The sequence below is a fragment of the Streptomyces sp. NBC_00846 genome, from assembly GCF_045207325.1.
Lineage (GTDB): Bacteria > Actinomycetota > Actinomycetes > Streptomycetales > Streptomycetaceae > Streptomyces.
Genome location: NZ_CP108846.1, coordinates 2,719,602 through 2,739,463, shown reverse-complemented (window position 1 = coordinate 2,739,463; position 19,862 = coordinate 2,719,602). Strand labels below are relative to the sequence as shown.

At 72.2% G+C, this 19,862-nt stretch carries 11 protein-coding genes; 6 read left to right on the top strand and 5 right to left on the bottom strand.

Annotated features, from left to right (window positions below; all coding sequences use genetic code 11):
* Positions 1-40: 40 nt before the first annotated feature.
* Positions 41-817, bottom strand: a complete 777-nt coding sequence (locus OG936_RS12620; protein WP_406494634.1) for an ABC transporter ATP-binding protein — start codon at positions 815-817, stop codon at positions 41-43.
* Positions 810-1,751, bottom strand: coding sequence for an ABC transporter permease (locus OG936_RS12615; RefSeq protein ID WP_406494633.1), 942 nt, complete (start codon positions 1,749-1,751; stop codon positions 810-812). The genes OG936_RS12620 and OG936_RS12615 overlap by 8 nt, the downstream gene beginning before the upstream one ends.
* A gap of 127 nt (positions 1,752-1,878) precedes the next feature.
* Between OG936_RS12615 and OG936_RS12610 the strand changes: the two genes are divergently transcribed.
* On the top strand, positions 1,879-2,493 hold the full coding sequence (locus OG936_RS12610) for a TetR/AcrR family transcriptional regulator (protein WP_406494631.1): 615 nt from the start codon (positions 1,879-1,881) through the stop codon (positions 2,491-2,493).
* Between the two features lie 3 nt (positions 2,494-2,496).
* Here the strand turns inward: OG936_RS12610 and OG936_RS12605 are convergent, their stop codons facing one another.
* A complete protein-coding gene (locus tag OG936_RS12605) occupies positions 2,497-6,000 on the bottom strand; it encodes a CDP-glycerol glycerophosphotransferase family protein (protein WP_406494629.1) in 3,504 nt (1,167 codons plus the stop codon).
* 101 nt (positions 6,001-6,101) lie between these two features.
* On the opposite strand from OG936_RS12605, the gene OG936_RS12600 reads away from it, so the two are divergent.
* The 5 genes from OG936_RS12600 (at position 6,102) to OG936_RS12580 (ending at position 15,251) form a co-directional block, all read left to right on the top strand.
* Positions 6,102-8,108: a CDP-glycerol glycerophosphotransferase family protein gene (locus tag OG936_RS12600; protein ID WP_406494628.1), complete on the top strand. Its 2,007-nt coding sequence runs from the start codon at positions 6,102-6,104 to the stop codon at positions 8,106-8,108.
* Between the two features lie 150 nt (positions 8,109-8,258).
* Positions 8,259-11,867 carry a CDP-glycerol glycerophosphotransferase family protein gene (locus OG936_RS12595; RefSeq protein ID WP_406494627.1) on the top strand — a complete coding sequence of 1,203 codons (3,609 nt, stop codon included), beginning with the start codon at positions 8,259-8,261 and terminating at the stop codon, positions 11,865-11,867.
* A 157-nt stretch (positions 11,868-12,024) separates the two neighbouring features.
* Entirely contained in the window at positions 12,025-13,233 is a 1,209-nt protein-coding gene (locus OG936_RS12590; protein WP_406494625.1) for a hypothetical protein, read from the top strand.
* Between the two features lie 64 nt (positions 13,234-13,297).
* Positions 13,298-14,812 carry a methyltransferase domain-containing protein gene (locus OG936_RS12585; protein WP_406494623.1) on the top strand — a complete coding sequence of 505 codons (1,515 nt, stop codon included), beginning with the start codon at positions 13,298-13,300 and terminating at the stop codon, positions 14,810-14,812.
* A 64-nt stretch (positions 14,813-14,876) separates the two neighbouring features.
* A complete protein-coding gene (locus tag OG936_RS12580) occupies positions 14,877-15,251 on the top strand; it encodes a hypothetical protein (protein ID WP_406494621.1) in 375 nt (124 codons plus the stop codon).
* Positions 15,252-15,278: 27 nt separating this feature from the next.
* Here the strand turns inward: OG936_RS12580 and OG936_RS12575 are convergent, their stop codons facing one another.
* Positions 15,279-17,462, bottom strand: coding sequence for a CDP-glycerol glycerophosphotransferase family protein (locus tag OG936_RS12575; RefSeq protein ID WP_406494619.1), 2,184 nt, complete (start codon positions 17,460-17,462; stop codon positions 15,279-15,281).
* Positions 17,463-17,513: 51 nt separating this feature from the next.
* Complete coding sequence (locus tag OG936_RS12570; RefSeq protein ID WP_406494618.1) at positions 17,514-19,850, bottom strand: CDP-glycerol glycerophosphotransferase family protein; 2,337 nt, start codon at positions 19,848-19,850, stop codon at positions 17,514-17,516.
* Between the last annotated feature and the right edge of the window lie 12 nt (positions 19,851-19,862).

Genomic DNA, 19,862 nt, shown 5'->3' with positions numbered 1-19,862 from the left:
GTTTCCGGTGGCCGCCCCGCCCTCATGCCGGGGGCGTCCTCTACTTCTTGCCGGTGAACTCCTCGTACGCGGCCATGACCTCGTCGGCCGGACCGTCCATCCGCAGGGTTCCCGCCTCCAGCCAGATCGCCCGGTCGCAGGTCTCGGTGATCGACTTGTTGCTGTGGCTGACCAGGAAGACCGTGCCGGCCTCCTTGCGCAGCTCGATGATCCGTTCCTTGCTGCGCCGCTGGAACCTGGCGTCGCCGGTGGACAGGGCCTCGTCGATCAGGAGGACGTCATGGCTCTTGGCGGCCGCGATCGAGAAGCGCAGCCGGGCGCCCATGCCGGAGGAGTACGTCCGCATCGGCAGAGTGATGAAGTCGCCCTTCTCGTTGATGCCGGAGAAGTCGACGATCCCCTGGTAGCGCTCGCGGATCTGGGCCCGTGTCATCCCCATCGCGAGGCCGCCGAGCACGACGTTGCGCTCGCCGGTCAGATCGCTCATCATCGCCGCGTTCACCCCGAGCAGGGAGGGCTGGCCCTGGGTGTGCACCCGGCCCTTCGTCGCGGGCAGCAGACCGGCGATCGCCTTCAGCAGCGTCGACTTCCCCGAACCGTTGGAACCGATCAGGCCGATGGCCTCGCCCTTGTACGCGGCGAAACTCACCCCCTTCACGGCGTGCACCTCGCGCACCCCGGGGGTCTGCCGGCGCGAGACGATGCGGCTGAGCGCAGAGGTGGCGCTGCCCTTTCCGGTACGGGCGCCGTTGACCTTGTACGTGATGTGCACGTCGTCCACGACGACGGTCGGCACCCGCTCGTTGTTGTCAGCCACGTCCGTACCGCTCCTCCGCCTGCCAGAAGTACACGAAGCCGCCCACCCCGCACACGAGCGCCCAGCCCGCGGCGACCGCCCACACATGCGGGGGCAGCTGGGCCCGGGTGAAGCTGTCGATGAGCGCGAACCGCATCAGGTCGATGAAGACGGCCGCCGGATTGCACTCCAGCATCACCTTCACGAAGTGCGGAACCCGGTCGCCCTCGAGGAGCGCGTCCACGCTCCACATGACGCCCGAGGCGTACATCCAGGTGCGCAGGATGAACGGCATCAGCTGGGCGATGTCCGGCGTCCGGGCGGCCAGCCGCGCCACCACCATGGAGACACCGGTGTTGAAGACGGCCTGCAGGATCAGCGCCGGAACTGCCAGCACCCAGGACGGCTTGGGGAACTGCCCGAACCCGATCAGGATCAGCACCAGCGCGCCCAGTGAGAACAGCAGCTGCTGGAGCTGCTGCAGGGCCAGCGCGATCGGCAGCGAGGCGCGCGGGAAGTGCAGGGCCCGGACGAGGCCCAGGTTGCCGCTGATCGCACGGGTGCCCGCGGTGATCGAGCTGGCGGTGAAGGTCCAGATGAACACGCCGGTGACGAGGAAGGGCACGAAGTCCTCGACGTTGCGCTTCGTGTCCATCAGGACGCCGAAGATGAAGTAGTAGACCGTCGCGTTCAGCAGCGGGGTCATGATCTGCCAGATCTGGCCGAGCTTCGCCTGGCTGTACTGCGCGGTCAGCTTGGCGGTGGCGAACGCCGTGATGAAGTGCCGCCGCCCCCACAGCTGCCGGACGTACGCGACCAGCGAGGGCCGGGCCCCGCTCATCGTCAGTCCGTGGCGGGCGGCGAGCGCGGCCAGCTCGCCCGGCGCGTACACCGGGGAGGGGGTACCGGCGGGGGTGTCGGCCGGGGCCGGTGGGGATGTTGTCTGGCTCACCACGATCGCTTTCGACGGGAGGGCAGGAACACGACGATCGACGGGACGGAACCGTATCGTCGCAACGCTGAGGGTAGGGCGCAGTACGTCGCAACGCAACCGTTTCGTCGTGACGGACTATGATTCGGCCATGACCACCGACCCGGGAACCCGCCGCCGTGTCCCCGCCGGAGCCGCTGTGCTGCGCGAGGACGTCACCGATGCGATTCGCAGCGCCGTCTTCGAGGAACTGGCCGCGGTGGGCTTCGCCCGGATGTCCATCGAGGGCATCGCCCGGCGGGCGGGTGTCGGCAAGACGGCCATCTACCGCCGCTGGAAGTCCAAGCTGGCCCTGGTCCTCGACCTGGTCTCGGCCGTCGCCGTCCAGGGCATGCCGGCTCCGGCCACGGGGTCGCTGTACGGGGATGTCCGCGCCGTACTGGAACTGGCCGCCTACGCCCTGCGCCACCCCGTCGCCTCGCAGGTCATCCCGGACCTGCTGGTCGAGGCGGCCCGCAGTCCGGAGATCTCCGACACGATCAAGGCCGCCCTGCTCGACCCGCAGCAGGGCATCGCCGCCGTCGTCGTACGGGACGCCGTGGCGCGCGGCGAGCTGCCCGAGGACAGCGACCCGGACCGTGCGCTGGACCTGATCGTCGGTCCGCTCTACTGGCGGCTCGCCGTCGTCCGCACCCCGCTGCCCAAGGGCTACCTCGACGACCTGGCCGGGTCGGCCGTCGCCGCGCTCAGGAACCGGGCCGGGTAGGCGCTACCGTTCGGCCAGCAGCCGGTCCGCGACCCGCGCCGCCGCCCCGCCGTCGTCCAGGTCGCAGAAGTCCTGGCGGAAACTCTCGTACGCCTGCGCGTGCCGGGCCGCCGACGCGGTCAGGGCGCCGCCATCGCGCAGGGCCCCGGCGATCTCGTCCGTGCCGACGAGCAGTGGCCCGGGCGCCCGGGTCTCGAAGTCCAGGCAGAAACCGCGCACCGTGTCGCGATAGTGCTCCAGGTCGTAGGTGTGGAAGAGGATCGGGCGGCCCGTGTGCGCGTAGTCGAACATCAGCCCCGTGTAGTCCGTCACCAGCACATCCGCGATCAGCAGCAGCTGAGCGGTGTCCGGGTGCGCCGACACGTCGCGTACGCCGTGCCCCTCGGGCACGCTCCCGGTCACCCGCGGATGGCGCCGCACCAGGAGGGTGTGGCCGTCGCCGAGGGACCGGGCCAGGGCGGCCAGGTCGAGCGCCGGATCCCAGCGGTAGCGGAGCCGCTCGCCGTCGGTGCCGGGCGGGTGGGCCAGCTGGTCACGGTAGGTCGGCGCGTACAGCACGACCCGGCGGCCGTCCGGGATGCCGAGCCGGCGCCGGACCCGCTCGGCGGTCTTGGCCCGGTCGGCCGAGAAGAGCAGGTCGTTGGCCGGGGAACCCGCCTCCAGGACCTCGCCCCCGTAGCCGAGCGCACGGCGCAGCAGCGGGGTGGAGTGGCGGCTGGGGGAGACCAGGACGGACCACTGGGCCGCCCGGCGCGGCAGCGAGGCGAGTTCGTGGTGGTCCGCGTACAGGGTGCCGTCCAGATCCGTGCCGAAGCGGCCGAGCGGGGTGCCGTGCCAGGTCTGTACGACGATCTGGCCGGGCCGCCGCTCGAACCACTCGGGCAGCTGGTCGGCAGTGACGATCCGGCGGGACCGCGCCAGCGCCTCGTACCAGGCGGCACTGTGCTCGATGACCGGGACGGCGGTGGGCGGGATGTGGCCGTGGAGCCCGTCGGTGACCCAGAGCTGCTCCGACTCCACTCTCCGGCGCACCAGTTCGGCGTGGACGGCGCGGGGTGAGTCACCGCCCGTGCAGAGGACGGTGTCCCACAGCGGCAGCGCGCGCCGGGCCGGGTAGTGCGTGCGGCGCAGTTCGGCCCGGCGGTACGCGCCCTGTTCGGAGACCGCGAGGACCGGCCCCGACCGTACGGTCAGCCGGTCGCCGAACCGGCGGTCCAGGGCGAACTCCCGGTCGGCGGCGGGGGTGTTGGCGTCCGCCCCCGTGCGGCGGAGCGGCAGCCGGGCGGCGAGCGCGGTCAGCACCCGGACCGGCCGGCCACCCAGGTGCGCCTCCCAGCGGCCCTCGGGCAGCCCCGCGGCCACCGAGGGCGCGAGGAACGCGGTGAAACGTCGCCCCTCGTACACCCCGGCGCGCCGTTCCTCGTGGTGGGTGACGGGAACGGACACCGTCTCGCGCAGCGTCTCGTGCCGCAGCACGAGGTGGGCGGGCCCTTCGCCCTGCCGTACGCCCGTCCCGGCGCCGGTCACGCCCTCCACCCGCAGTGCCCCGTCCGACGTCCACGCGGCCCCGTCCGCGAACGGCTGCCCGCTCAGGTCCAGCACCAGCTCGCCCGCCGCGTCGGCCACCACCGGCGGCGCCACCTCCGGGGCCGCCGCCAGCGGCACCCGCGACCCGTCCGCCAGCACCATCCGCGCCCGCCACCGCCCGCCGGGCTCCGGTTCGACCTCGCGCGGCGCCCGGTGCGAGGACGCGGGCGCGGCCGCCATTCCGGCGAGGTCGGCGAGCGGAATCCGTACCGTGAAGCGCCCGTCCGCCCGGCACTCGACGGGGTGGCCGAACTCCTGGTCCGCGACCCCGTCGCAGGTCAGCACCAGGGCCTTCGGCCGGGCACCCCCGTACAGCCGGCCGGTCAGCACCAGCTCCTCGCCGATGCGACGGTCCTCGCACCGGGCCGGCAGCTGCGTCAGGGTCAGCCGGAGCCGCCCGCCCGCGTAGTCGAGCACGGCCCGCAGTCCGTCGCCCAGGTCCCGGACGTGCGGCTGGACCGCCCCCGCGTCCACCGCGCGCACGGCCACCCGGCGGACCGTGCCATGAGCGGCCACCATCATGCCCACCAGCCAGCCGCCGGGCCGCAGCCGACGCGGGTCGAGCGTCAGCTCGAAGCCCGAGTGGTCGTAACTATGCAGTTGCTGGCCGGAGTTGATGGTCGCCTCGGGTGCGGGAACGTTCCGTACGGGCACCGTTCGCAGCTGCTGGCCACGGGTCGCGCGCACCATGCCCACCTTCAGCGAGTGGCGCGGCGACGCGGCCGGTAGATTGCGGATGTACGCGTAGCCGCGCAGCCGCAGCCTTCCGTCGTCGCCCCACTGCGCCTCCAACAGCCGTGCCACGGCCGGGAGATCGGCACGGGCGAGCCGGGGGGCGTCCGGAATGCCGGGAAATCCGGCCTGCCGCCGCCCTGGCACACCGCCCACCAGGAACGTTCCGGCGCCGTTGGCCCGTTCGAAGGCGAGCACGGCGAGCAGCTCCGCGAGCCTGCGCTCCTTCACCAGCAGCCACTTGATCCGCAGCTCCACCGGCAGCTCGTGCGCCACGGCCCGGCTCGACCTGGCCGCGCCGTCCATCCGCTCCATCCGGTCCAGGAACGCCCCCGCGTCCGCCATGAACGCCTCCCGGTACGCGGGCCCGCCCATGGCGAGCCCCTCCAGGAAGTACACGAAGTCGTCGCGCAGGCACGAGAGGTCGTAGCGGCGCCGCGCACCGCCGTGTCCGACCCCGCCCCGGCCCGCCAGGAACGCGCTGACCTGCTCGCACGCCGCGATCCGGTCCCGTACGCCGCGCACATCCGTACGCCGCCGGGTGATCGACCCCTCGCGCACCCGCCAGTAGTAGACGTGCTCGTGCAGCACGTCGACCGAGCCGGCGAGGAAGTGGGCCGGGATCATCACCGGGGTGTCCTCGTAGAGCTTCCCCTCCGGGAAGGCGAAGGCGTGCCGGTCCCAGAAGGAGCGCCGGAACACCTTGTTCCAGGCGACCCGGTCGGCGAGCAGCCGCGGATCGCGGCCGATGTGGGTGCGTGCCCGGGTGGCGGTCAGCCAGCGGTACTGCCAGGCCTGCTGCCGCCCCTGCTCGGTCAGCCGCCACACGTTGCCGGTCGCGAGGTCGGAGCCGGTCGACTCCAGGGAGGCCAGCATCCGCGCGTAGGCGTCATGGACGACGATGTCGTCGCTGTCGGCGAACGCCAGATACGGCACGCCCGGTGTGGTGTGCCGCACGCCGGTGTTACGGGCCGCGCTCAGCCCCCCGTTGGGCCGACGGACATAGCGGAAGCGGCGGTCGCGGGCGGCGAACTCCCGGGCGATGGCCGTACTGCCGTCCGTCGAACCGTCGTCGACGAGGATCACCTCGATGTCGGTGACCGACTGTTCGGCCACCGAGCGCAGGCAGTCCTCCAGATAGTCCTCGACGTTGTGGACCGGGACGACGACACTGAGGCGCGGCTTCATGCCAGGTCAACCGGGGCGGACGCGCCGGGTCACCGGCACTGCCCCGAACGGGTGAACACGCGATTCGGTGCGCGGTGACTGCGCGATTACGCTCGGCTGCCATGCTCCTCAGTGTTGTCGTGCCCGTCCACCGTGCTCAGGGATATCTCAGGGCGACGCTGGAGTCCGTGCTCGGCCGGGGCTCCGGTGAGCTGGAGCTGCTCGTCGTCGACGACGGCTCGCGGGACGGCAGCGCCGAGATCGCCGCCGAGTTCGCGGCGCGCGACCCGAGGGCCGGGGTGCTCACCCATCCCGAGCACCGCGGCGCGGGTCCGGCCCGCAACACCGGGGCCGCCGAGGCGCGCGGCCGGTATCTGCTCTTCCTCGACGGCGACGACCTGCTGCGACCGGGCGCCCTGGACGCGATCACCGCCCGGCTGGCCGGGTGCGAACCGGACGTGCTCCTCCTCGGACACGACCGGATCGACTGGTGGGGCACCGTCGCGCCCCCGCAAACCGGCCCCGACGGCTTCTCCACCGCCACCCCGCGCCTCTTGCGCCGCGCCTTCTGGAGCGCACACGGCCTCCGCTTCACCGACGGCCCCTACGAGGACGTCCTCCCCGTCCTGAGCGCCACCCTCCTCGCCTCCGACGCCGGCACGCTCGACACCCTCGACCAGGTCTGCGTCCGCCACCGCGTCCGCCGCACCGGCACCTTCGCCACCACGCCCGGCCGCCACCACTTCGCGATCCTCGACGCGTACGAACGGCTGCTCGCCGCGACCGGCCACGACCTGCGGATCCGGGCCGCCCGCACCCGCCATCTGCGGACCCTCCTCGCCGACCCCGGCCGGATCGCCCCCGAGGACCGCGCCGCCTTCCACCGTGCCGCGGACCTCCCCGGCAGCTATGCCGTCCACCGTGCCCAGGAGGCCGTCCGCACCGGCCGCACCCGCACCGGGGAAGCCCTGCGCCGAGGCAGGAAGACGCTCCGGGCCCGCCTCACGCGCGCCGCCTACCGCGCCGACCTGCTGCGCCCCCTGGACCCGAACCTCGCGGTGTACGGCGCCTACTGGAACCGGGGCGTCGCCTGCAACCCGGCCGCGATCCACGCCAAGGCCCTCGAACTGGCCCCGCACATCCAGGGCGTCTGGGTGGTCTCGTCCCGGCACCGCGACCACATGCCGCCCGGCGTCCCGTACGTCATCGAGGGCTCCCTCGCGTACTGGCGGATCATGGCCACCGCCACGTACCTGATCAACAACTCCAGCTTTCCCGGCGGCTTCACCAAGCGCCCCGGACAGCGCTACCTCCAGACCCACCACGGCACCCCGCTGAAGACCATGGGCCTGGACCAGCGCGCCTACCCCGCCCTCACCAACGGCATCAGCTTCGAGAAGATCGTCGCCCACGCCGACCAGTGGGACTTCTCGCTCTCCGCCAATCCGCACACCACGGAGATCTGGGACCGGGTCTACCCGTCCGGATACGAGCATCTGAACCTCGGCTACCCGCGCAACGACGTCTTCTTCACCACCACCCCCGAGCAGACCGCGGCGATCCGGCAGCGCCTCCACCTCGACCCGGACCGGACGGTGCTGCTGTACGCGCCGACCCACCGCGACTACCGCAAGGGCTTCGTCCCCCACCTCGACCTGGACCGGCTGACCCGCGAACTCGGGCCGCGGTACGTGGTGCTGGTCCGCGCGCACTACTTCTACGGCCGCTCGGCGGCGCCGGACAGCGCCCGGGTGGTGGACGTGACGGGCCATCCGTCCGTCGAGGAACTCTGCCTGGTCTCCGACGCGTTGATCACCGACTACTCGTCGCTGATGTTCGACTACGCCTGCCTGGACCGCCCGATCATCAGCCACGCCCCGGACTGGGCCGCCTACCGGGCCTCGCGCGGCACCTACTTCGACCTGCTCTCCGGACGCCCCGGCGAGACTCCGGGCGCGATCGCCACCACCGACGACGAGCTGCTGGAACTGTTCAGGACGGGCGAGTGGCACTCGGCGCGGACGGCGCAGCTGCGGGCGGCGTTCCGGGCGCGCTTCTGTCCGTACGACGACGGGCACGCGGCCGAGCGCGTGGTGCGACGGCTGTTCCTCGGCGGTGGCGGCGGGTAACACCTCATCCGCTCCCTGTCGCGGGTGAGGCCGTAAGCCCGGCGCGGCCGATGTCACCCGTTCGGGAGAGACCGAAACCGGTGACCCCCGGCCCGTCACGGGGTTGAGCCGTACGGACAACCAGGCCCCGGATGAACGGACGTGCTCAACATGCCGCCACGGCTCAGTGTCGTCGTACCCGTCCACAACGTCGAGCTCTATCTGACGGACTGCCTGAAGTCCCTCGCGGAGCAGACGATGACCGACCTGGAGGTGGTCATGGTCGACGACGGGTCCACCGACAACAGCGCGGCCCTGGCTGCCGGGTTCGCCGCGCAGGACGGCCGGTTCCGGCTGGTGGGCCAGGAGAACGGCGGACTGGGGCACGCCCGCAACACCGGGGTACGCCACTGCGACCCGGGCGCCCGCCACCTCGCCTTCGTCGACAGCGACGACGTGCTCCCGCCCCGCGCGTACGAACTCCTGCTCGGCGCCCTGGACGAGACGGGCTCGGACCTCGCGTCCGGCAACGTGCTGCGGCTGCGGTCCACCGGCAGGCTCCAGCAGTCGCCCAACTTCCGCAAGCCGATGGCGACGACCCGGCTGCGCACCCACATCTCCCGTGACTGGGACCTCGCCGCCGACCGGATCGCCTGCAACAAGGTCTTCCGCCGGTCCTTCTGGGACGAGCACGCCTTCGCCTTCCCGGTCGGTGCCCTCTACGAGGACATCCCGGTCGTCCTGCCCGCCCACTTCCTGGCCCGCTCCGTCGACGTGCTGAAGGACGCCGTCTACCACTGGCGCGACCGCCCGGGCTCGATCACCGCGCGTCGCGCCGTCGTCCGCGGCATCCAGGACCGGGCCTCGCACGTGCTGGGCGTCGCCACCTTCCTCGACGAGCACCGCGGCGCCACCGACAAACGGCGCTACGAGGCCCACGTACTCGCCCATGACCTGCGGTACTTCATGGAGGCGCTGCCCGACGGCGACGAGGAGTACCGGCGCGCCTTCCTCACGTACGCCAACGAGTTCACCGACCAGGTCGACCCCGCGGTCCTGGACGCGCTCCCGCTGCGGCTGCGGCTGATGTGGCACCTGGTGCGCGAACGGCGGGCCGACGAACTGCTGGCGCTGCTCGCCCACGACAAGGCCGAGCCGGGAGCCTTCGCGGTACGGGGCCTGCGGCGCCGTAGCGCCGCCTTCCCGGCGCTCGCCCGGCCCGTGCCGCGTCCGGTGCTGCGGGTCACCGAACGGGACCTGCCGCTCACCGCCCGGCTGCGGGACGCCCACTGGCAGGGCGGCCGGCTGCACCTCAAGGGGTACGCCTACATCCGGAACCTGCCCGCGACCTCGCGGGGCAGCGAGTTCCGGACCGGGTGGCTGCGGGCGGGGCGCCGGCACGTGGTGCCGCTCCGGCTGCGTACGGTCGCCGAGCCCGAGGCCACCGCCCGGTCCCGGCAGAGCCTGCACGACTACGACCGCTCCGGCTTCGAGACCGTCATCGACCCGGCCAGGCTCCGCATCGACGCCGACGGCAGTCCCGAACGGCTCACCTGGCGCCTGGAGATCGGCATCGCCGGACACGGCATGCTGCGCCGCTCCGGCCTCTCGACCGACGAGGCGGCCGCACCGCCGCCCGTGCACCGCCCCGACGGCGACCACCGGATCGTGCCCGCCTTCGACGACGACCGGCTTGTGCTGCACGCCGAGCGGATCGACGCCCGCTTCGAGACGCACCGCGCGGGCGGCACGGGCGACGGCGCCGGCACCGTGGTCGTCGAGGGCATGATCCGCGACCGCCTGGTCAAGGTCCCGCTGCGTCTCGCGCTCACCCACCGGGCCTCCGGCACCTCCTTCGACTGTCCGGTGACCGTCCAGGACGGGGCCGTACCGGCGGCGGCGGGATGGCGGCGCTTCACCGCCGCCGTCCCGCTCGACGCCTTCGCCGGCGCCCGCGCGGGCGCGGGGGAGGGGACGGCGCCCGCGCAGCTTCCGTACAGCCTGCATCTCGTCGGCCCGGACGGGCGCAGGACGCCGATCGACGTGCCGGGGCCCGTGTTGCCGGGCCGCTACCCGCTGGCCGGGGCCGGCGGCCGGCGGCGCGAACTCGGTCTCACCGCGAGCTCGCGCGGCAATCTGCTGATCAGCGACCGCACCGTGCAGCCCGCCGTCGACCTGGCGACCTGGACGGAGGACGGCCAACTCCTCCTGGAGGGCACCTTCCCTCACGACCCGGACCGCCCCGTCGAACTGGTGGCCCGGCACAGCGGACACGGGGAGGAGGCGGCCTTCCCGCTGGCCTTCGCCGGCGCGGCCGGAACCCGTCGGTTCAGGGCCGTACTCCGGCCGGACGCCGTCGAGGGACCGGGCGGGCAACTGCCGCTGGGCCAGGGCCACTGGTACCTCTTCCTCCGTGAGAAGGGCGCCCTGGACGACGCGTACGACGCCCCGCTGCGCATCCCGGCCGCCGCCCACCGCACCCTGCCCGCCGCCCGTACCCTCACCGGCCGGAAGTACCTCGTCGAACGGCGCTTCCACGACCAGCTGCTGATCAACTGCGCCCCGGTGCTCACCCCCGCGGAACGCGGCGCACACGGCAAGCGGCTGCTGCGTGGGGCGTACCGGAGCCGACGACGCACCGCGCCGCTGCGCGACACCGTGCTGTTCAGCAGCTTCGACGGCCGCCAGTACTCCGACTCACCGCGCGCCATCCACGAGGAAATGGTCCGCAGGGGTGCCGAGTCGGAGCACCTGTGGGTGGTGAGCGACCAGCAGGCCCGGGTCCCGGCGGGTGTCACGGCCGTCGAACACGGCTCCACCGCCTGGTACGAGGCGCTGGCCACCAGCCGCCACCTCGTCACCAACACCCAGCTGCCGGAGTGGTTCGAGCGACGCGAGGGCCAGTGCGTCGTCCAGACCTGGCACGGCACCCCCCTCAAGCGCATCGGACTCGACCTCGCGGGCACCGCCTGCGCCAACGCCGCCTACCTCGCCACCATCGAGCAGCGCGCCCGGCAGTGGAGCGTCCTCGTCTCCCCGAACCGCTTCTCCACCCCCGTCCTGCGGCGCTCGTTCGGTTACCGGGGCGAGGTCCTTGAGTGCGGCTATCCCCGCAACGACTTGTTCCACGCCCCCGACCGGACCAAGGTCGCCGCGTCGGTCCGGGGGAGGCTCGGTATCCCCGAGGCCAAGCGTGTCGTGCTGTACGCGCCGACCTGGCGCGAGGACCGGCCGCAGGGCGGCGGCCGCTACGCCCTCGACCTCCGCATCGACCTGGCCGTCGCCGAACGCGAACTCGGTGCGGACACCGTCCTGTTGGTGCGCCGCCACTACCTGGTCACCGACCGGCTGCCGGACAGCGGCAGCGGCTTCGTCCGTGACGTCTCGCGCTACGGGGACGTCGGCGAGCTGATGCTGATCAGCGACGCGCTGGTCACCGACTACTCCTCACTGATGTTCGACTTCGCCCAGACCGGCCGCCCCATGCTCTTCCACACCCACGACCTGGCGCACTACCGCGACACGCTGCGCGGCTTCTGCTTCGACTTCGAGGCCCGTGCGCCCGGCCCGCTGATCCCGGGCTCCGCCGGACTGATCGAGGCGCTGCGCGACCCGGAACGGGCCACCAGGGGACACACACAGGCGTACGAGGCATTTCGCCGGGACTTCTGCGACCTCGACGACGGACACGCGGCGGCGGGCGTGGTCGACCGGATGCTCCGGGACCCCGGCCCGGCCCCGAACGGCCCCGAACGGCCAGGGACAGCGGGCACCGTCTGAACCATTCGAGTGAAACGGAATTTCGGACGTCTGTACACATTCGAAGGCCACCGAAGTCGCGAACCCCGCACATACGGCCAACGGTGCGTCACTCGGCGTCCCCGGGTTGCTACGTTCTGTTTTCATGGGAATCCGAATGCGATGCGAAATCTGGGGCGTGCGACGGGCGAGAGCGGTGGTGCTCGTCGCCGCGGCCATCGGGCTCCTGACCCGAATGCTGATCGCGGCGAATATGCCGGGCCCGGCCGATGTGCGGATCTTTCACGGTTTCGCCCGGGCCATCGTGCGTTACGGTCCCATTCGGATTTACGAACAGCCGCTGCCGGGACTTCCCGTCTACAACCATCCGCCCCTGGCCGGATGGATACTTCTCGGCCTGAACAACCTCTCCGAACTCGGAATTCCGTTCGGAACGCTGATCAGATCGCCCGCCTCGATCGCCGACTTCTGCTGCGCGCTCATCGTGTTCGAAATCGTGCGGCGGCGCGGTTCCCTCGGTGCGGCGGTCGCCTGCGGTGTGGGCGTGGCCTTCAGCCCCGTACTGATCGCCACCTCCGGCTACCACGGCAACACCGACGCGGTCGCCATCACGTTCGCCCTGGCTGCCGCCCATCTGCTCGTCGACCGGAAGGCACCGCTGGCCGCCGGGGTGAGCGCGGCACTCTCGATCAGCGTCAAGTTCATCCCGGTGGTGGCGATCCCGGCGCTGTTCGTCGTCGCGCTGCGAGCCGGCCGGCCCTCACTCCTCCGTTTCACCGCGGGGTTCACCGCCCTGATCGCCCTCGTCTGGGGGCCGGTCCTGGCGACCGTGCCGCGGAACCTCACGGAGAACGTCCTGGAGTACGCGGGCGGCAACTACCGCCTCTGGGGCATCGTCCGGTTCGCCGACGCGCTCGGCCTGCCGCAGTCCTTCATCACCTTCGTGCAGGGCGAGGGCCACTTCCTCTTCGTGCTGGTCTGCGTGGCAGCCGGGGTCTGGCTCGCCTGGCTGCGGCCCGCGCAACTGCCCGGCGTCGTCGGCGTCACGATGGGCCTCCTGCTGCTGCTCTCCACCGCTTCCGCGCTGCAGTACCTGACCTGGGCGGCCGCCGGGCTGTTCGTCATCGGGTTCTGGGAAGGCGCCGCGTACAGCTGCCTGCTCGGCCTGACGGCGGTCCTCGGCTACCGCGGGCGCTCGGCCGTGCACTGGAGCGAAACGGCGCTGCACTTCGGCGAGGCCGGCTGGTTCGTCCTCGCCGCCGCTCTTCTCAGCGGAATCCGCAAGATCCTCGCCGCGCCGGCGGCCGTACGCCCGCAATCCTGCGCCGAGCGGCCCCTGGTCAAGGCGCCCCGCACCTCGCACCCCACCGGCTCCGCCGCCAACTGACCGCCTCCTTCAGAGCCCCGACTTCGCCGAGCACCGAGCACCGAGCACAACTGGAGAACGTCCCGTGAAGGAAAGCCCGAGCCCCAGGATCGGCATCCTGGTGGTCGCGTACAACGCCGAGACGACACTGGAGAGGACCCTCGACCGCATTCCGGAAGACTTCCGGTCCAAGGTCGCCGAGGTCCTCATTCTCGACGACGCGAGCCATGACGCGACCTTCACCGCGGGCTGCCGCTGGTCGCAGACGGAGGGAATGCCGCGGACGGTGGTGATGCGGCACACCAAGAACCTCGGCTACGGCGGAAACCAGAAGGCCGGATACGCACTGGCCGCCGAACACGGACTCGACATCATCGTGCTGCTGCACGGCGACGGGCAGTACGCCCCCGAATTCCTGCCCGACATGGTCGCACCGATCGAACGCGGCGAATGCGAGGCCGTGTTCGGCTCACGGATGATGAAACCCGGATCCGCCCTCAAGGGCGGCATGCCGATGTACAAATGGCTCGGCAACCGCATTCTCACCCGCCTGGAGAACACCCTTCTCGGCTCGCGGCTCACCGAATTCCACTCCGGGTACCGCGCCTACAGCGTCGCCGCACTCAAGAAGCTGCCGATCCACCGCAACACCGACGCGTTCGACTTCGACACCCAGATCATCGTCCAGCTGCTCAACGAAGGAATGCGGATCAAGGAGATCCCCGTCCCCACCTACTACGGCGACGAGATCTGCTACGTCAACGGCATGAAGTACGCGAAGGACGTCGTCAAGGACGTCCTCGAATACCGGCTCGCCGTCAAGGGATTCGGCACCTGCGCCTGGATCCCCAAACCCGTCGAGTACGCGTTCAAGGAGGGCGACGGCTCCTCGCACGCCGTCATCCTGGAGAAGATGCGCGGCCTCCCGCCCGGCCGGGTCCTCGACCTCGGCTGCTCCGGCGGTCTCTTCGCGCAGCGCCTCGAAGCTCTCGGCCACGAGGTGACGGGCGTGGACTACGTCGAAGTCCCCGGCGTACGCGAGAAATGCACCCGCTTCCACCTCGCCGACCTGGAGGAGGGGCTGCCCCTGGAGATCGGCGCCGACTACGACTACGTGGTCGCGGGCGATGTCATCGAGCACCTCTCCCGCCCCGAGCGGGTGCTCGCCGAGGCCGCCACCGTGCTGCGGCCCGGCGGCCATGTGCTGCTCTCCGTACCGAACTTCAGCCACTGGTACTCCAGGCTGCGGGTCGCGCTCGGAGTCTTCGACTACGACCGGCGCGGCATCCTCGACGAAACGCATCTGCGGTTCTTCACCCGGGCCAGCCTGCGCCGCACGGTCAGGAACGCCGGCTACGACGTCCTCCACATCACCTCCACCGGGGCCCCGTTCTGGGCGCTCCTCGGCGGCGGACCGCTCCCCGCGGTCCTCGGCGGGATGTCGAAGCTGCTCACCCGGATCCGGCCGACGCTGTTCGGCTATCAGCACGTCGCCCTGCTCACCCCGCACGCGGCCGAGACGATCATCGCTGGAGAGCACATCGATGTACAGGACATCCTCAACCGACAGTCCGCCACTGCCGACCGGGCCGGCGTCTGAGGCCGCCGGCCCCCGTCCCACCCCCGCCCCGGCGTCCGAGACCCCGGTCGCCGCAGTCAGGAGCATGGCCGTGACCCTCCCCAGTCTGATGCTGCTGCTGTTCGCCGTGTTCTCGTCGGCGGGTGGGCAGATCATGCTCAAGCACGGGATGAAGGGCGCCGCGGCAGCCGCCGCGCACGGCGGCGGTTCCGTCGCCCTGCGCGCCGCGAGCAGCCCGTGGGTCGTCCTCGGCCTGCTGGTCTTCGCGGTGTCCGCCCTCGCCTGGATGACCACCCTGGCCACGGTGCCGCTGTCCATCGCCTACCCGTTCAACGCCCTCGGATATCTGCTGATCGTGCTGGCCGGGGCGACCGTGCTGCACGAACGGACCTCGATGTGGACCTGGGCCGGCTCGCTGCTCGTGGTCATCGGCCTCGTCACGGTGATGGCCGGCCAGTAACGCCGAGAACCACGCCCGTCCGGCGATTCAGGACGCGCCGCCGGACGGGCCCGGCAACGCACTCTCCCCCAGCAGCACCGTCCGCACCACCCGCTCCGCGGCCCGCCCGTCGTCGTACGGACAGAACCGGGCCCGGAACGCGGCCCGCAGCGCCTCGTTCGCCGGGCTCTCCCAGCTGCCGTCGAGGAAGATCCGGGCCAGCTCGTCCGTGTCGGCGGAGACCGCGCCGGGGGTGTCGCCGGGCTTGTGGGACAGCAGGTCGAAGCAGACCCCGCGAACCGTGCGGTACGTCTCCCAGTCGGGGGCGTGCACCACGATCGGGCGGTCCAGATGGGCGTAGTCGAACATCACCGACGAGTAGTCCGTCACCAGCGCGTCCGCCGCCAGGCACAGCTCCTCGATCCGCGGATGGCCGCAGACGTCGAGGAGCGAAGGGTGCTCCGGCAGCCCGGCACCCTCGTAGAAGTAGTGGGCGCGGACCAGCACCACGGTGTCCGGGCCGAGCGCCTCGCAGAACCGGACCAGATCGAGCCGGCTGGTGAACGCCGCCTCGTAGTCGCGGTGCGTCGGCGCGTACAGGATGGCGCGCCGGCCGGGCCGGATGCCGAGGCCCTCGCGGATCTGTGCGATCCGCTCGTCGGTCGCCGTTGCGAAGACGTCATTGCGCGGGTAGCCCGATTCCAGGGACCGGGCGGCGCCCGGATAAGCGCGGGCCCAGACCTCGGCGGAGTGCGGATTCGCGGTCACGCTCCAGTCCCACCGGTCGACGCGCTGGAGCAGCCGGTCGAAGTTCAGGCCCTGGGCCGCCGCCGGGTAGTCCTGCTGGTCGAGCCCCATGATTTTCAGCGGGGTGCCGTGGTGGGTCATCACATGGATCTGGCCGGGGCGTTTGACCAGGTGGTCGGGGAAGTTGACGTTGTTGAAGAAGTAGGTGGCCCGGGCCAGCAGCCGCCAGTAGCGGCGGGTTCCCGGCACCACGTGGTCGATGCCCCGGTCCACCGCGTCCAGGTGGTTCTTCGACACCACCCACACGCCCCGCACCTGCGGGGCCAGCTCCTGGGCCTTGCGGAACACGGCCTCCGGATTGCAGCTCACCCCGCGGTTCCAGTAGGCGGCGTAGACGGCGAGCCCGGGGTCCAGCGGAAGCCGGCGCTGCCACCAGTAGTAGTGCGCGGCGAGGGTGCGCCTGGCCCACGCCCGGACCGCGCCGGGCGCCGCCCGCAGGCTCCGGCGCATGGCCAGGACCGTGTCGAGGGCGCCGAGCGCGGCGTACCGGCCGTCGCCCATCAGCCGCGGCCGCAGCCCCCTGGCGCCGCCCGGGAAGCGGTGCCCCTCGGGCCGGTGCGCGCGGACGAACGCGGCCACGGACCGCACGTAGCGCCTGCGTCGCCGGGGCACCGACGGGTATACGGCGAGGAGTTCCTGGACGGCCCGCTCGAAGAGCAGGGGGTGCACGGGGTGCAGCGGCGGCCGGTCCCGTACGAACTCCATCAGGGCGGCGTACGCGTCGACGAGGTCGTGCGGTGTCGAGCCGTCCGCCGGTTCCGTCCCGTCGGCCGGAACGGGAAGCCCGCGCCCGCCGCGGTGTTCGACACAGGCGGTGGGGAGTACGGCGACGGACCCGGCCGCGGCGAGGGTCTGGAGCGCGTACCTCCGCTCGCCGTGCGGCCCCGGCCCGAAGGCCATTTTCTCGCCCTCGTGGAGGGCGCGGCGCACGGCGCGGTTCCAGGAGACCGGCGCGATGTCCAGGAGGACGGGGTGCTCGGTGAGGGTGAGCCGCTCCGCGGGCAGTTCGCCGAGCAGCTCCAGCGACCGGGTCGGCCGGGGATGGCCCCGGAACGGGCGCCTGTGGTGGCCGAACAGCAGCAGTTCGGGGTCGCCGGCGGCGTCCAGCCGGTCGGCGACGGCCCGCAGGGCACCCGGCAGCTGGACGAAGGTGCCCTCCAGGAAGAGGAGGTAGTCGCCGACGGCCCGCTCGGCCCCGGCGTTGCGCCGCCCGTCCGCGCCCGCCCCCGCCGGCAGATGGATCGCCTGGACCCGGCTGTCCCGGGCGGCGAACTCGTCGAGGAGCAGCCCCGAACCGTCCGGCGCACCGTCGTCGACCCCGATCACCTCGATGTCCGTGAACGACTGGCCGAGCACCGACTCCAGGCACTCGCGCAGCTGCCCTCGGGCGCGGCGGACGGGGATGATGACACTCAGCCGGGGCATACGGGCTCTTTCTCGGACAGGGATTCTTGGGGGTTCGGGGGAGGGGCGCCGTCAGGGGCGGTCGGCGGGCCGGGGGCCGGCGAGGCCGAGGTCCGCGGACGCCTGCCGGTCCGCGGACGCCTGCCGGTCCGCGGGGACCGTGGCGGCGGCCGGCCCGGGGAGCGCTGCCGGGACCTGCGCCGGACGGCCCACCGCCGGTACCGGCTGCCGCAGGGCCGGCGGGATCGCGGGCGGTCGCACGGCCGTGTCGCCCAGGAAGACCCGGCGCACCACCCGCTCCGCGGCGTGCCCGTCGTCGTACGGACAGAAACGGTCCCGGAACGCCGCGCGCAGCCGGGCGGCGCGGGCGCCGCACCAGTGGCCGGTCGCGAAGATGTCCAGCAGCTCGTCCTCGCTGTGCGCGATCGCGCCGGGCGGGCAGGCGCGCAGGTCGAAGTAGGTGCCGCGGGCCGCTTCGTACGCCTCGCGGTCGCCGCAGTGGATGACGACGGGCCGGTCCAGATTGGCGTAGTCGAACATCAGCGACGAGTAGTCCGTGAGCAGCGCGTCCGAGGCGAGCGCGAGTGTCTCGACACAGGGGTGGCCGCCGACGTCGATGATCCGCGGGTGCGGCTCGTGGACCGGCGCGGCGCCGTACGAGTAGTGCGCGCGGTGCAGGATCACGGAGCCAGGGCCGAGGACCCGCAGCAGAGGTGCCAGGTCGAGCAGGGATGGCCGGCCGCGCCGGTAGTCGCGGTGCGTGGGCGCGTACAGCAGGGCCAGGGCGCCCTCGGGGATGCCGAGCGACGCGCGCAGCCGCGCCACGTCGCCGGCGGTGGCCCGCTGGTAGATGTCGTTGCGCGGATACCCGTACTCCAGCGTCGCACAGCTCTCGGAGGCCGACGGATAGGCCTTCTCCCAGACGAGGGTGGAGTGCCGGTTCGCGGAGAGGGAGAAGTCCCACTTGTCGACATTGGCGAGCAGCTGCCCGAAGTCCATCCCGCGGGCCGCGGCCGGCCGGTCCTGGAGATCGAGGCCCATGGTCTTGAGCGGGGTGCCGTGGTGGGTCTGGAGCAGCACCTGGCCGCGCCGCTTGACCAGCCGCCGGTCGAAGTTGACGTTGTTCACCAGATACCCGGAGCGGGCCAGCGCCCGCCAGTAGCCGTACGTCCCGGGGGTGATCCGGTGCGTCGCAGTGGGCAGGGTGTCCGCGTCCTCGGGGCGGCAGATCCAGGCGGTCCGCAGGCCGGGGACCAGTTCGCGGGCCTTCGCCTCGATCGCCGCCGGGTTGCAGGCGTACCCGCCGTGCCAGTACGCGGCGAACACGGCCCGGTCCGCCTGGACGGGCAGCCGCAACTGGACGCGGTAGTACGCCTGGAGGGCGGCGGCCCGCAGCACCCGGCGGACGGCTCCGCCGGTCTTCCGCAGCCGGCCGAGCAGCGACTGCGCGGTCCACAGCGCCCGGTACGTGCGGTGCGCGCCCAGCCGGATCAGGCCGTGGCGCAGCCGGGCGCGGCGCGGGACGGGGGCGCCGGGCGTGCGGTAGCGGGCGCAGTGGGCGCGGGCCCGGCGGAAGAAATCCGCGCGGCTGTCGTGCGGCAGCCGGCCCCGGGCGGTGAACAGCGTGCAGAAGTGGTCGAGCATCCTGCGGTGGATCACCGGCCGCCACGGCGCGAGTTCGGGGCGGGCGTCGATGAACGCGAAGACCCGGTCGTACTGTTCGAAGACGTCGAAGTGCTTGCGGCTGGTGGTGGCCAGGATGTTGCCCCGGCGACGCTGCCGGTAGCCGACGCACACCCGGTCGAGGACCGCGATCGAGCGGGCGGCCATCAGCACCGGGTAGGTCCACGGGGTGTCCTCGTAGTAGCCGGGCGGGAAGGCGAACCCCTCGGCCTCGATGAACGCGCGGCGGTACGCCTTGTTCCAGACGACCATCAGGACCTTCAGCAGCCCGGGCCGGCCGGTGAGCGTGAAGGTGGCGGGGCCGGTCTCGTCGAGGTGCTCGGCGAAGGTGTTGCGTACGCTCTCGCCCGTCCAGTACGTACGGGCGTAGTCGTAGACCAGGACGTCCGGTTCCCCGGTCGCTCCGATCCGGTCGGCGACGGCCCGCAGGGCGCCGGCGGCGAGGGTGTCGTCGCTGTCCAGAAAGATCAGATAGTCGCCGGTGGCCTGGGCGATCCCGGCGTTGCGGGCCCGGCCCAGGCCCACGTTCTCCGGCAGGTGCACGGCCCGCACCCGGGGATCCCGGGCGGCGAACTCGTCGATGACGGCGCCGCAGGCATCGGGGGAGCAGTCGTCGACCGCGATCAGCTCGAAGTCCTCGAAGGACTGGGTGAGCACCGAGTCCAGGCTCTCGTGCAGATAGGCCTGGACCCGGTACGCGGGCACGATGACACTGAACCGGGGCACATCACATCCAAG

Coding starts and splice junctions, on each gene's coding strand:
- OG936_RS12610 (WP_406494631.1), top strand. CDS start 1,879: ATGACCACCGACCCGGGAACCCGCCGCCGTGTCCCCGCCGGAGCCGCT.
- OG936_RS12605 (WP_406494629.1), bottom strand. CDS start 6,000: ATGAAGCCGCGCCTCAGTGTCGTCGTCCCGGTCCACAACGTCGAGGAC.
- OG936_RS12600 (WP_406494628.1), top strand. CDS start 6,102: ATGCTCCTCAGTGTTGTCGTGCCCGTCCACCGTGCTCAGGGATATCTC.
- OG936_RS12595 (WP_406494627.1), top strand. CDS start 8,259: ATGCCGCCACGGCTCAGTGTCGTCGTACCCGTCCACAACGTCGAGCTC.
- OG936_RS12580 (WP_406494621.1), top strand. CDS start 14,877: ATGGCCGTGACCCTCCCCAGTCTGATGCTGCTGCTGTTCGCCGTGTTC.
- OG936_RS12575 (WP_406494619.1), bottom strand. CDS start 17,462: ATGCCCCGGCTGAGTGTCATCATCCCCGTCCGCCGCGCCCGAGGGCAG.